The sequence below is a fragment of the Glaciihabitans sp. INWT7 genome, from assembly GCF_014217685.1.
GTDB lineage: Bacteria > Actinomycetota > Actinomycetes > Actinomycetales > Microbacteriaceae > Lacisediminihabitans.
Map to the genome: position 1 here is coordinate 2,634,988 of NZ_CP043653.1, position 12,935 is coordinate 2,647,922.

The 12,935-nt window shown below is 68.8% G+C and carries 11 protein-coding genes; 3 read left to right on the plus strand and 8 right to left on the minus strand.

All coding sequences use genetic code 11. From position 1 onward, the window contains the following. Window position 1: 1 nt before the first annotated feature. From F1C58_RS12710 to F1C58_RS12730, 5 genes are read right to left on the minus strand one after another with little or no spacing between them, the layout of a single operon-like run. The gene (locus tag F1C58_RS12710; protein WP_185201449.1) at window positions 2-1,621 is read right to left on the minus strand and encodes a class I adenylate-forming enzyme family protein; all 1,620 of its coding nucleotides are present in this window, start codon (window positions 1,619-1,621) and stop codon (window positions 2-4) included. Next, the gene (locus F1C58_RS12715; protein ID WP_219731974.1) at window positions 1,618-2,784 is read right to left on the minus strand and encodes a cytochrome P450; all 1,167 of its coding nucleotides are present in this window, start codon (window positions 2,782-2,784) and stop codon (window positions 1,618-1,620) included. Before F1C58_RS12715 ends, F1C58_RS12710 begins: the two co-directional genes overlap by 4 nt. Continuing rightward, window positions 2,781-3,542 carry a glycosyltransferase family 2 protein gene (locus tag F1C58_RS12720; protein WP_185201450.1) on the minus strand — a complete coding sequence of 254 codons (762 nt, stop codon included), beginning with the start codon at window positions 3,540-3,542 and terminating at the stop codon, window positions 2,781-2,783. The genes F1C58_RS12715 and F1C58_RS12720 overlap by 4 nt, the downstream gene beginning before the upstream one ends. Then, window positions 3,539-4,543 (minus strand): 3-oxoacyl-ACP synthase III family protein, encoded by a 1,005-nt coding sequence (locus F1C58_RS12725; RefSeq protein ID WP_185201451.1) that lies wholly within the window; start codon window positions 4,541-4,543, stop codon window positions 3,539-3,541. The genes F1C58_RS12720 and F1C58_RS12725 overlap by 4 nt, the downstream gene beginning before the upstream one ends. Window positions 4,544-4,603: 60 nt before the next feature. Beyond that, on the minus strand, window positions 4,604-6,460 hold the full coding sequence (locus F1C58_RS12730) for an ABC-F family ATP-binding cassette domain-containing protein (protein ID WP_185201452.1): 1,857 nt from the start codon (window positions 6,458-6,460) through the stop codon (window positions 4,604-4,606). Between the two features lie 215 nt (window positions 6,461-6,675). Between F1C58_RS12730 and F1C58_RS12735 the strand changes: the two genes are divergently transcribed. After that, on the plus strand, window positions 6,676-7,530 hold the full coding sequence (locus F1C58_RS12735) for an MTAP family purine nucleoside phosphorylase (protein WP_185201453.1): 855 nt from the start codon (window positions 6,676-6,678) through the stop codon (window positions 7,528-7,530). After that, on the plus strand, window positions 7,527-8,582 hold the full coding sequence (locus F1C58_RS12740) for an NAD(P)-dependent oxidoreductase (protein WP_185201454.1): 1,056 nt from the start codon (window positions 7,527-7,529) through the stop codon (window positions 8,580-8,582). The genes F1C58_RS12735 and F1C58_RS12740 overlap by 4 nt, the downstream gene beginning before the upstream one ends. Here F1C58_RS12740 and F1C58_RS12745 read toward each other — a convergent pair. Genes F1C58_RS12745 through F1C58_RS12755 form a run of 3 tightly spaced genes read right to left on the minus strand, consistent with a single transcriptional unit; the run spans window position 8,575 to window position 12,112 of the window. Then, window positions 8,575-10,179, minus strand: coding sequence for a molybdopterin-dependent oxidoreductase (locus F1C58_RS12745; RefSeq protein WP_185201455.1), 1,605 nt, complete (start codon window positions 10,177-10,179; stop codon window positions 8,575-8,577). The two genes, F1C58_RS12740 and F1C58_RS12745, sit on opposite strands and share 8 nt — an antisense overlap. Beyond that, on the minus strand, window positions 10,176-11,348 hold the full coding sequence (locus F1C58_RS12750) for a cell wall metabolism sensor histidine kinase WalK (RefSeq protein ID WP_185201456.1): 1,173 nt from the start codon (window positions 11,346-11,348) through the stop codon (window positions 10,176-10,178). Before F1C58_RS12750 ends, F1C58_RS12745 begins: the two co-directional genes overlap by 4 nt. Further along, window positions 11,345-12,112, minus strand: a complete 768-nt coding sequence (locus F1C58_RS12755; RefSeq protein ID WP_185201457.1) for a response regulator transcription factor — start codon at window positions 12,110-12,112, stop codon at window positions 11,345-11,347. The genes F1C58_RS12750 and F1C58_RS12755 overlap by 4 nt, the downstream gene beginning before the upstream one ends. A gap of 122 nt (window positions 12,113-12,234) precedes the next feature. Between F1C58_RS12755 and F1C58_RS12760 the strand changes: the two genes are divergently transcribed. After that, window positions 12,235-12,903: a glycosyltransferase family 2 protein gene (locus F1C58_RS12760; protein WP_219731975.1), complete on the plus strand. Its 669-nt coding sequence runs from the start codon at window positions 12,235-12,237 to the stop codon at window positions 12,901-12,903. Window positions 12,904-12,935 lie beyond the last annotated feature (32 nt).

A 12,935-nucleotide genomic window follows, 5' to 3' on the forward strand; every position in this document is an offset into this window, starting at 1 on the left:
GTCAGCTCCCTGACTTCAGATGGCGGGAAACGGCGTCGCGTAGGGCCGCGCGGTCCAGCTTGCTGCTGCGTCCCGCGCGCGGCAGATCTGCGGCGATGAGCACGAGGTCGGGCAGCACCGCGGCATCCACGAGTCCGGGCAGCGCGGCGCGCACGGCGGTGATCACCGGGTGCGTCACGCCGAACCCGCGGGGAACGCCCTCGCGGGGCACGATCACCAGCACGATCAGGTCGTCGCCGATCTCATCCGCGACTCCCACCATCGCCGCGTCCGCGACTCCGGCGATGCCCGCTATCACCGGTTCGTAGAGCCCCGGATAGACGTTGGTCGAGCCTCGGATGAACATGTCCTTGCTCCGGCCGCGCAATACCAGCCTGTCGCCGTGCAGCTCCGCGAGATCACCGGTGCTCAGCGAGACGAGCGGATGCTCGGGGAGATCGGCCAGATAGCCGAGCGCGAGGCCCTCCCCCGCGAGCACCAGCTCTCCGTCACCCGCCGCGTTTGTCTCGATGCGGGCGTGGACGGTGGGGAGCACCGTGCCGACGTAGTCGCCCGGCCCCGTGAACGCGAGCTTCTCATCACCATCCGCGATCGCCACCGGCAGGATCTCCGTCATGCCATAGATCGCGCAGATGCGTGCTTTGGGCCAGCACCGCTTTGCCCGCTCGAGGAGTGGCCGCAGCACCGGGGCCCCCCCGATCAGCAGGGTGCTGAGCTCGGGAGCTCTCTCCGGATGTTCCTCGAGCAGCGTGAGCAGGGCTGCGAGAGCTGCCGGCACCAGGAAGAGAGCATCGGTTCCGGGCAGCACGTCCAGGTAGTGGGCGGGCCTGGCGCCCGGGTCGGCACCAAAGGCAGGCAGGCGCCAGTGCGCTCCGGCGATGAGGCCCGGGATGCCGATCATCAGCTGATCGGTGAGCAGGCGCTGCCCGGGAGCGAAGCGCACGTGCGCGGCGAAACCGGCGAGTCCGGTGCCGAGGGAGGTGCGCGAGTGGACCACGGCCCGGGGATGCGCGGTGGTGCCGCTGGTGAAGATGATGAGGGCCTCCGACCGGGTCTCGATTCGGTCGGTGGCGTTCTTCACTCGACCAGCGGCCCTCGCCACCCGGCCACTGGCAGTGGACTCTCCAGTTGCGGCGAGCAGGGAGCGCAGCCGCAGCGACCCGCGCGGCACGCCCGGCAGCCATGATCCGGCGTAGATGTGGCGGGCATCCGGCACCACCGCCGAGTAGGGCGGCAGCTCAAGCCCCCGGCGTCGCGCAAGGGGTCTCAGTGGCCCGGATGACGCGAAATAGAGCAGCGATTCGGCCGCAACCCAGCGGGGTGCCGCGAGCGCAGCGCGGGCCCGGAACATCTCCTCCCCCGCGCCGGAGTCGGCGAAGACCACGGTGCCGCCCGCGGCGATCACCCCGAGGGCGAGACAGATGCCGTCCAGGCTGGGACGCACCGAGAAGAGCACGCGATCGCCCGACCGCAGTCCCGCTGCCCCGAGCGCCGCCGCGACCGAGGCGATACGGTCGTCGAGTTCGCGGTAGGTGAGAGTGCGCCGCCCTTGGCTGATGGCCGGGGCATCCGGATGCTCGCGGCACGCCTTCAGCATGGCATCGAGCAGGTCGACGCTCATCTGCCGATCACGACCTTCGCGTAGCCGGGAATCAGCACACCGCGCGCGGGACGACGGGAGAGCACTCGGAGGCTGCCGTCCGGGACGGCGTCGAGCAGCGAATCCACAACGGAGCGGATCTGGGCCAGGGCGAGAGGGGCGCCGAGACAGAAGTGCGAGCCGGCACCGAACCACAGCTGGCGAAGCGTCGCGGCGGTATTGGCCGCGGGATCGAAGGGGCCGAGGGCGCGATTGGCCGCGAATGTCGCGAGGATCACCCGGTCTCCCGGTCGCACGGCGACGGGACCGATCGAGTCGGCCGCCACCACGGAACGGAGCATGACCGGGGAGGGCGTGGTCACCCGCAGACCCTCGGCGATCGCCGGCTCGACGAGACTTCGATCGGCCGCGACGAGCGGCAGCCAAGAAGTATCGACGAGCAGACATACCAGTCGGGGAATATAAGAGACGAGAGTCTCCGTGCCCGTGAGCACGAAGGCGCCGACGGCACCCAGCGCTTCGGCCTCGGTGAGGCCGAGCGCGCGCATCCGTCCCGGAACCGTCTGCTCGTCGCCCGAGTGGTAGGCGCGCTGGGCATGCAGGCCGAGCTCCGCCATCACCACCCTGGCCTTCGCGACCTCTGTGGGCGTGAGGGTGCTTCTCGTGAGTCGCACCATCGAAGTGATGGAGGAGACCTTGTGGAACAGCTCCGCTGTCAGCTCCGCGGAATCCAGCCCCACCAGGCGGCCGATCGCAATGCTGGAATAGCGCCGCACCTCCTCGACGAGGTCGACGGGCTCTCCCTCCGATAGTCGCCGCGCGAGCCGGGCGAGGGGCTCGCCGAGGCTCTCGGCCACCAGTGGCTCGACGGAGGAGGGCGCGAAGATCGGGGCGAGTCTGCGCCGAAGGGCCTGGTGGTCCGCGCCCTCCATGTTGAGGAGCACGCTGGGTCCGAGCACACCGGTCCAGAGATCCGAAGGAGAGCCCGGGCCGGTCTTGGTGAAGCTCGCGGTGTTGAGAAGAACGCTCCGCAGCAGTGCCGCGTCTCGCACGAGGATTCCGAGGCCCGGCACCCGGAGAACGGGGCCCCGGGCCATCCGCAGGGCGGGATAGGCGATCGGATGCGCCGAACGCATCACCCGCTCCTCCCACCGCATCGCCCGGCTGGTGGCGAGGCTGGTCATCGGATGTCCACATGCTCTGGCCGGTACCGGTGATCCTTGTACCAGAGCAGGGTGTTCTTCAGGCCCCACGCGGTCACCCGACGGCTCGATCCGAAGACCACGATGTCTCCCCGGCGGGCATAGCGCGGCGTGATGCGGCGCACGGCGTTCACCAGGGCACGATCCTCATGGAGGTCCTCGATGCGGGTGCGGGGGAATCCGCCACTCTGCCGGTAGAGCTCGGCAGTGATGCCCACATTGCACCCGGCGGCCATCATGTACGGGCCGAGATACTGCGGCGAACGATTGTCCTTGCGCACCCGGCCGAACGCTTCGGCGAGATGCACGGCGCCGCGCAGTCCCATGCGCGTGAACCAGGAGAGTCCCTCGTCGGTGCGGGGCACGAGCTCCCCACCGACCAGCTGAAGGCCTTCGGTCGTGAGCGCCCGACGCATGCCCGCCGTCCAGTCGCTCCGGGGAAGGCAGTCTGCGTCCGTGCGGGCGAGGAGTGCGGCCCCGCCGGCGATGGCGGCGCGCATCCCGGTGTCCGCCGCGGCTCCCGTGCCCTTCTGCGGTTCATGGATCACTCGCCACCGCGGGCGATCGGCCGCGAACTCTTCGATGATGGCCACCGAATCGTCCGTGGAACCGTTGTCGACGAACACGACGTCGAAGTCCTGGTCGACCTGCGCGGCGAGGGCGGCGAGCGTCGGGCGGATCCAGCCGGTTTCGTTGAAGACCGGCACGACCACCGCGAGCCGGGGAGGCGAGGCGTTCACAGGCGCAGCACCATCACGCCGAGGCTGATGCCGCCGGCCAACCCGATGAGCGCGACGAGGCTGCCCTCCCCGATGCGCCCGGCATCCCGCGCGAGCAGCAATTGGAGGGGGAGGGTGACCGAGGCGAGGTTGCCGTGATCCTCGATCGTGATGATGGTCTTGTCGTCGGCCACCCCCAGCCGTTCGAAGATCGGGGGGAGGTAGGGCAGTGCCACCTGATGAATGGCCACGAGGTCGAAGTCGCCCCAGTGCAGATCGAGCTTCTGCAGGGTCGCAAGCACGGCATCGGGCCCGAGATCGAGGAAGGCCTGCTGCAGCGCGGGGCCATCCATGTCGAAGTGGCTTCCGTTGTCGGCATGCGGGTCCATCGATCCACCGGTGCCGAGCGTGCCGATCTGCCAGTGGCTCGAGACCGCGACGAAGGTGGAGCCGAGGATGCCGGAAAGGTCGCCACTGCGCTCCAGGATGACGGCCGCTCCCCCGTCGCTCATCGTGTACCCGGGGAATGAGCGCAGAAACTGGTCTTTGCTGTCGAGGCGCCACCGCACGGCATGCGAGGGCTGCTCGCCGCTCGCGATGAGCACCCGCTCGTACTGGCCGCTCGTGATGAGCGCATCCGCCACCTGCATCGCGTTGAGCACGCTGTTGCAGGCGTTCTTGATGTCCATCACGGGGCAATCGAGTCCCAGCTTGGACGCGACGATGTGGCTCGTTGCCGGCTCGATCAGGTCCTGGCTGGCGCTGGCGAAGAGGAGGAGGTCGATCGGGCCCGGCGCATCGGCGAGGGCTTTCCGGGCCGCAGCGACGGCGAGGTCGGAGGTCTGCCAGCCCGGCGGCCGGAGGTGCACGCTCTTGACCCCGGTGATGCGGCCGATCATGCCCGTCGCCAGCTTCAGCTTCGGGTTGTGGCGACGGAGATCCGCCTCGGTCTGCGCGGTCGATCGGGTGATTTCGGGAAGGTAGACACCGAGCCCGGCAACGCGAGAACGGGAGGTGTGCACGGTACGACACTAGTTGTGCCGATCCTCCGGGGCCGACCCGCGCGACGAGCGCGTTGCGGTTTACGCCTCGAGCACCTCGCTGAGTTCGAGCCACCGCAGCTCGAGCTCCGCCATCGAGTCCTCCAGGGACTTGAGCTCCCCCTGCAGCGCGGCGAGCCCGGTGAAGTCCCCCTGGTCATGGCTGGCGAAGCGATCGTGGATCGACGAGATCTGGGTGGTGACCTTCTCGAGCTTGCGGCTGACCGATCCGAGCTCTTTCTGCGCGTTTCGCAACTCGGCGCCGGTGAGCTTGGTGCGCCCCTTCGAGTTGACAGTCGCCTTCTTCTCCGGCGACGCCCCTTCGGCCTTGTGGGTCTCGGTGACGGTGAGCCCCTTGGTGGTCTGCTGCGACCGCAGCTGCAGGTACTGGTCGACGCCGCCGGGCAGATGCCGCATCCGCTTGTCCAGGATGGCGTACTGGTTGTCGGTGACGCGTTCGAGCAGGTAACGGTCGTGACTGACCACGAGCAGCGTGCCCGGCCAGGAGTCGAGCAGGTCTTCGATGGCGGCGAGGATGTCGGTGTCGAGATCGTTGGTCGGCTCATCGAGGATCAGCACGTTGGGCTCGCCGAGCAGGATGAGCAGCAACTGCAGTCGCCGTCGCTGACCACCGGACAGGTCCTTCACCTTGGTGCTCAGCTGGGCAGACATGAACCCCATCCGCTCGAGCAGCTGGCCCGGGGTGAGTTCCTTGCCGCCGGTGACGTAGGAGCTCTTCTGGCGGGCGATGACATCCATCACCCGGTCTTCGAGGATGTCGGCGAGCTCTCCGAGCTGCTGGCTCAGGATGGCGACGCGGATCGTCTTGCCCCGCTTCACCCGGCCGCTGGTGGGCAGCAGGGTGCCGGCGATGAGGCTGAGCAGGGTGGACTTGCCTGCGCCATTGACCCCGAGGATGCCGGTGCGCTCACCGGGGGCGACGCGCCACTCGATGTCCTTGAGGATCTCGACGCCGCCGGTGACGTGGCCGTCCGCATCCTTCGTACCGCCGTAGGTGACTCCCACGTCGAGCAGGTCGACGACGTCCTTGCCGAGCCGCGCGGTGGCGAGCTGGCTGAGGGCGACCGTGTCGCGGGGAGGCGGTTCGTTCGAGATCAGCTCGTACGCGGCATCCATCCGGAACTTGGGCTTGGTGCTGCGGGCCGGAGCTCCGCGGCGCAGCCAGGCGAGCTCCTTGCGCGCGAGGTTCTGTCGCTTGGATTCCATGGTCGCGGCGAGCTCGTCGCGCTCGACGCGCTGCAGGATGTACGCGGCGTATCCGCCCTCGAACGGCTCGATGATCTGGTCGTGGACCTCCCACGTGTCGGTGGAGACCTCGTCGAGGAACCACCGATCGTGGGTCACGACGATGAGCCCGCCCTGGTTGGGTGACCAGCGCTTGTTGAGGTGGCCGGCGAGCCAGGCGATGCCCTCGACATCGAGGTGGTTGGTGGGCTCGTCGAGGAAGATGACGTCCCAGTCGCCCACGAGAAGTTTGGCGAGGGCCACGCGTCTTCTTTGACCTCCGCTCAGGGCGCCGATCGTGGCCTCCCACGGCACGTCGAGCAGCAGGCCGTCGATCACGTCGCGGATGCGGGCGTCCCCGGCCCATTCGTAGTCGTCCTTGTCGCCGACGATGGCGTCCTTGACCACGAGGTCTTCCGGCAGCAGGTCGGCCTGGTCGAGCATCCCGAGCGTGACGCCGTTGCGGCGCGTGACGCGCCCGGCATCCGGCTCGATGCGTCCGCTCAGCAGGCGGAGGAGGGTCGACTTGCCGTCGCCGTTGCGCCCGACGACGCCGATGCGATTGCCCTCATCGAGGCCGATGGTGACCTTGTCGAAGATGACACGGGTGGGATATTCGAGGTGAAGGGACTCGGCGCCCAGGAGATGTGCCACTGAATGACTGTAGCCGGTAGAGCGTCGCCCGGGGTTCGGTCTCGCTCTCGGCGCAACCGCGGGGCGGCTCGGCTCGCCGGATCGGAGCCCGCGATCACGAGCTCATCGCGCCGAAGCACAGCCGCCGGCTGGGTCCAGGTGCGCGCCGTTGAGACCATCAGGAGCCCTTTCCTCGTCTGCGGCGCAATCGGCCGGAGCGCTGGGAGAATGGGAGGATGACTCCCCCACTCACGCACGAGGTCACCGTCGCTGTCATCGGAGGCTCCGGCCTCTACTCGCTCTTCGACCCGGACGAGAGTGAGAAGCGCCGCGTGGAGACCCCCTACGGCCCCACCGAGGTCACCCTCGGCGAGCTCGGCGGGCGTCGCGCGGCCTTCCTCACCCGTCATGGAGTGCACCATTCGGTGGCGCCGCACCTCATCAACTACCGGGCGAACATCTGGGCGCTCGCGAGTCTCGGGGTGCGGGTCATCCTCTCCTCCTCTGCCGTCGGGGGCGTGACCGCCGAGTACCCGCCGGGAACGCTCGTGCTCACCGACCAGTTCATCGACCGCACCAGCGGGCGACCCGACACCTTCTACGATCAGGGCTCCGTCCAGCACCTCGCAGCGGCGGATCCCTTCGCCCCCGAACTCCACGAGATCGCAGTGCACGCTCTGGCCGGTGAGACCATCGCCACCTCGGGCACCGTCGTCGTGATCCAGGGACCGCGGTTCTCGACCCGCGCAGAGTCACTCTGGTTCGCCGCAGCCGGAGCACACACGGTCAACATGACCATGTACCCGGAGGTGCCGCTCGCCGCAGAGCTCAACATCGACACGGTCAACCTCTCTTACGTCACCGACAGCGACGCCGGACTTTCGCCTCGACCCCGCGAGGTGGATCCGGATGCCGTGAGCCACGAGCTCGTTCTGAAGCGCCTCGCCGCGGCCCAGCCCCGCATCGTCGCGGCGATCGAGACGATCATCCGCGCGCTTCCCGCGGACTACGCTCCCCGGCAGAACATCGATCCGACCGAGGTCGCAGCGGTGCTGGCCAGGCCGGTACTCGAGGCGGGAGAAGCACGATGACCACGGTATTGATCACGGGCGGCGCCGGATTCATCGGCTCCGCGATCGTCGAGGCGGCTCTCGACAAGGGGTGGCGCGTTCGCGTTCTCGACTCGCTCCGCCCGGACGTGCACGGCGGGGAATACCACCCGCACCCGCGGGTCGAATTCGTGCGGGCCGATGTGCGCGACACCGATGCCCTGGCCGTCGCCCTCTTCGGAGTGGATGTGGTCTGCCACCAGGCCGCGAAGGTGGGCCTGGGAGTGTCCTTCAACGACGCGCCCGACTACATCGGCAGCAACGACCTCGGCACGGCTGTGCTGCTCGCCGCGATGGCGCAGTCCGGCGTGGACCGACTGGTGGTGGCATCCTCCATGGTGGTCTACGGCGAAGGGAATTACCGCGACAGTTCCGGGCGATCGACCCGGCCCGCCGCTCGACGGGTCGAGGATCTCGATGCCGGGCACTTCGACCCGTTGGATGAGCGCGGTGGCCCGCTGCTGCCCGAGCTCATCTCCGAAGACGCCCCTCTCGACCCGCGCAACGTCTACGCGGCCTCGAAGCTCGCGCAGGAACACCTGGCCGCGGCCTGGGCGCGCTCCACCGGCGGCCGCGCCGTAGCCCTGAGATACCACAACGTCTACGGCCCGGGGATGCCCCAGAACACGCCCTATGCCGGAGTCGCCTCGCTCTTCCGCTCGGCACTCGAGCGCGGTGAAGCACCCCGCGTGTTCGAGGACGGCGCGCAGCGGCGGGACTTCGTGCATGTGCGTGATGTCGCATCCGCCAATCTCGCCGCGATCGAATCGCTCGCCGCCGAGGGTGAGCAGTTTCGCGCATTCAACGTCGGAAGCGGAATCGTGCACACGATCGGCGACCTCGCCTCCGCCCTCAGCCGCTATTCCGGCGGTCCGGAGCCGGTGACCACCGGTGAGTACCGCCTCGGTGACGTGCGGCATATCACTGCGTCGTCCGAGCGCCTGAAGTCGGAACTGGGCTGGCGGCCCGGCGTGAGCTTCGACGAGGGAATGGCCGAATTCGCCAGCGCGCCGCTGCGGGCAGCGGTCAGCTGACGCTGACCGTGATCGAGTGCCAGCCCTCTGACCCATTCGGGGCCGGCGACTGGTAGGTCTGGCCCTGGGTCTTGCCGTTGGCGTCGGTCGCCCGCACCTGTATGCGGTGCGAGCCCGCTGAGGCTGGCCAGCGGTAGACCCACTGGCGCCAGGTGTCGGCGGAGATCGAGTCGGCGAGTGTTGCCTCGACCCACGGTCCATCGTCCACCTGCACCTCGACGGATTTCACGCCGACGTGCTGCTCCCAGGCCACTCCGGCGATGGCGACGGTACCCGCCGAGATCGCGGCTCCCGCGAGCGGTGTGTCGATGCGGGAGGCCAGCTTGATGGGGCCCTTCGCGTCCCAGCCGCGCGGGGTCCAGTAGCCCTGGTCTTCCGAGAACTTCGTCACCTTGAGCTCTACTACCCACTTGGTGGCGGAGACGTAGCCGTAGAGGCCGGGCACGACCATCCGCACCGGGAAGCCGTGTTCGAGCGGCAGTGGCGTGCCGTTCATGCCCACCGCGAGCAGGGCATTCGTGCCGTCGTCCTGAAGCACCGACAGTGGCGTTCCGGCGGTGAATCCGTCGATGCTGGTGGACAACACCATGTCCGCTCCCGCCTTCGGCTTCGCCTGGGCCAGCAGGGCGCGGATCGGGTACCCCAGCCAGAGCGCGTTGCCGATGAGGTCGCCGCCCACATCGTTCGACACGCAGGTGAGCGTGGCGAGATGCTCCTCGAGAGGCAGCGTGAGCAGCTCGGCGAAGCTCAGGGTCACCTCGTTCTCGACCATGCCGGTGATGGTGAGCATCCACTTGTCCGGATCGATCGACGGCACCTGCAGCGCCGTGTCGATGCGGTAGAAGTCGGCGGTCGGCGTGACGAACGGCGAGATGCCCTCCACGTCGATCATGGCCGCGGCCGGCACCGGCTCCGCGGGCACGGCGGCCTTCGGCAGGGTGAGCTTTGTGCGGATGGCGGCGACCTTCGTCGACGTCGCGTTCATGAGCCGGGCGCCGGTGCCCGCAACGACGGATGCCGCACCCGCGACCACCGCGAGCGTCAGGAATCGCCGCCGGTCGAACTGCGGTGCGGCCGGGGTGCGTCCCGGCACGCGGACCGCGGTGGCACTCCGCTCGGCCGCCCGCTGCCAGAGGCGGAGTCTGTCGATGGCGAGCCTCAGCACCACCACGCCGGTGACCCCGCCCACGACCGCGGCGATGCCGTTGAACCCGGTGGCTCCGGCGCGGGTCACCACGGCGACGACAGCGACGACTCCGCCGATGCCGAGCAGGATCACCCCGAATGGCGCACGGCGGAGTTCGAGCACTCCCGCCGCCGCCGAGATCACGACGATGAGGATGCCCATCAGCGCCAGGAGCGCCGCCTTGTCGCCGGTGCCGAAGACGGCAATCATGAATTCCTTGACGCCGGCGGGCGCCAGGTCGATCACGAGAGATCCGACCGCGAAGAGCGGGCTGCCCGCGGCGCCGACGAACAACGAGACGACTTCGGCGACGCCCAGCACGACGGCGGCCGACACGACCCCGGCGAATGCCGCCAAGGCCGTGACGGCCCGTCGGCTGAGACCGGTCGCTGGCCGGGTGTCGACGCTCACGCGGTCGCCCCGGCGAGGGTGGGTGAGCCGTCAGTGGGGCTCGGGGGAAGGAACACATCGAAGCGGCATCCGCCCGGCACGTTCTGCACGACCACGCGGCCGCGGTGGGCCTGCACGATGCCCTGCACGATCGCAAGACCCAGCCCGGCGCCGCCGGACCGCGTCGTCGCGGTCTCCGGGGTGCGGGAGTTGCTTGCGCGCCATCCGGCTTCGAAGACCCTCCCCAGGTCCTTCTCCGGGATGCCGCCGGCGGCGTCGATGACAGAGATCACCGCGAGCCCGTCGTCGCTCTGGCGCGCACTCACGGTGATGGGACTGCCCGCCGGCGAATGCTGGATCGAGTTCATGACCAGGTTGCCGACCACCCGGGAGAGTTCCCGCGGATCGGCGAGGATCGTGAGCTCGCGGGCGCCATCGCCGATGAGTGAGATGGAACGGGATTCGGCGAAGGGGCCGAGTTCGGCCACCACGTCGCTGATCAGGTCGTAGAGCGACACCTTCTGCATCGACAGCCGCAGCGACCCGGAGTGGATGCGGGTCAGCTCGTTGAGATCGTCCACCATTCCGCTCATCCGATCGACCTGGCTGCGCACCTTCACGTAATACCGCTCCGGCTCGTCGACCATCCCGTCTTCGAGGGCTTCGGCCATGGCGCGGATGCCGGCGAGCGGCGTGCGGAGGTCGTGCGAGATCCACGCCACGAGTTCCCGGCGAGAATTCTCGGCGAGCGCCTCTCTCGCGCGCGACTCGGCGAGCCGGCTGTTCGTGGCGGTGAGTTCGAGCGCGAGGGCCGCGAACTCGTTGCTCGAGTGCCGCACCTGCTCTCCCATCGCCTCCTCTGTGCCGATGCGCCGCGTCGCGGCGATCAGTTGTCGGCTGTTGCGCACCAGGGACCGGCCGAGTACCGCGGCGAGCGCGAGGGAGACGACGCCCGCGATCGCGGCAACGGAGAGCAGCACAGTGAGGTCGTGCGGGGTGACCAGCATCACGGAGGCCGCGAGCCACACGCCTCCGGCGATCGACAGCACCGCAGCGAGAGCCACGACACAGAGCTGAAGGACCAGCGAGTAGCGGGTCATGAAGCGCAGCACCACGAGGGAAACCACCCCCACGACCACAGCGCAGCCGAGGGCGAGAAGGGAGACCACCAGCAGGTCGTTCATGCTCATTCGACCACCGCCGGTTCGACGTCGAAGCGGTAGCCCACGCCCCACACCGTGCTGAGAACGGTGGGATGCGCGGCATCCCGCTCGATCTTCTCCCGTAGCCGTCGCACGTGCACGGTGACCGTGGAGAGGTCTCCGAACTCCCAGCCCCAGACCGCACGCAGCAATTCTTCGCGACTGAACACCTGGCGGGGATGCCGCAGGAGGAAGGCGATCAGGTCGAACTCCCGGATGGTGAGCCCGATCGCTTCCCCACGCAGGGTCAACTGGCGGGAGGAGACGTCCAGGTGGAAGTCTCCCGCGTCGATCGGTGCCTCCGGTGAGAATTCGGTGAGGCTGCGGCGCAGCACGGATTTCACCCGCAGCACGAGCTCGCGGGGAGAGAACGGCTTGGCGAGATAGTCGTCGGCGCCGGCCTCGAGCCCGTCGATGCGATCCTCCTCCTCGCGGAGGGCGGTGAGCATGATCACCGGCACCGCCCGTTCGGCACGGATGCGGCGGCACACCTCGACCCCGTCGATTCCGGGGAGCATGCGGTCGAGCACGACGAGATCCGGGCGGATTCGGGCGGCCGTCTCCACGGCACTGCCCCCGTCGGCGACGCTCTCCACCTGGAAACCGGCCGACCGGAGGTAGCTGCAGACGACCTCGGAGACTGTGGCATCGTCATCCACCACCAGGATGAGGCGATCGCGCAGCTGATCGGCGGGCGTGAGCAGGCCTGGCGTGCCCGCCGTGGCGGGATCTGCTGTGGATGACGTGCTCACCCGTTCAGAATAAGTCTGCAATCCGGGAATCCCCTGCCCTGCGGGGGCAGCACGGGCATCGGTCAGTATTTCGTAAGGCTTTGCGAGCGGCGGGTGGACCCGCGCCTCTTACGCTTGCCAGTGTGACAACTCCGCTCGTCGACATCGTTCTGCCCTGCCTGAACGAAGAGGGCGCCCTGCCGTGGGTGCTCTCCCGCCTGCCGGAGGGCTACCGTGCGATCGTGGTCGACAACGGCTCCACCGACCGTTCGGCCGAGATCGCCGAAGCCGCCGGCGCCCTGGTGGTTCACGAGCCGCGCCGCGGATTCGGGTCGGCAGCCCACGCCGGGCTGCTCGCGGCGACGGCGCCGATCGTCACCTTCTGCGATTCGGACGCCTCGATGGATCCCCGCGATCTCGAGCCCCTTGTCGCCCTCGTCACCGGGGGCAGCGCCGATCTCGCGCTCGGCCGTCGACGCCCGACCACCCGCGGTGCCTGGCCGATCCACGCGCGCTTCGCCAATCTCGGGCTCGCCTGGCTGATGCGTCGGGCCACCGGCGTGCCGCTGCATGACCTCGGCCCGATGCGGGCCGCCAACCGGGAGGCGCTGCTCTCCCTCGACCTGATCGACCGACGCAGCGGCTACCCGCTCGAGATGGTACTGAAGGCCTCGCGCGCGGGATGGACGATCGTCGAGAAAGCAACCCCCTATTCCCCACGCATCGGGCGCTCTAAAGTCACCGGTACCATCCGCGGCACTGTCGTGGCGATCACCGACATGTCCCGACTGCTGAGGGCGAACAACCGTTGACAACACTGATCATCATCGCGAAAGAGTGCATT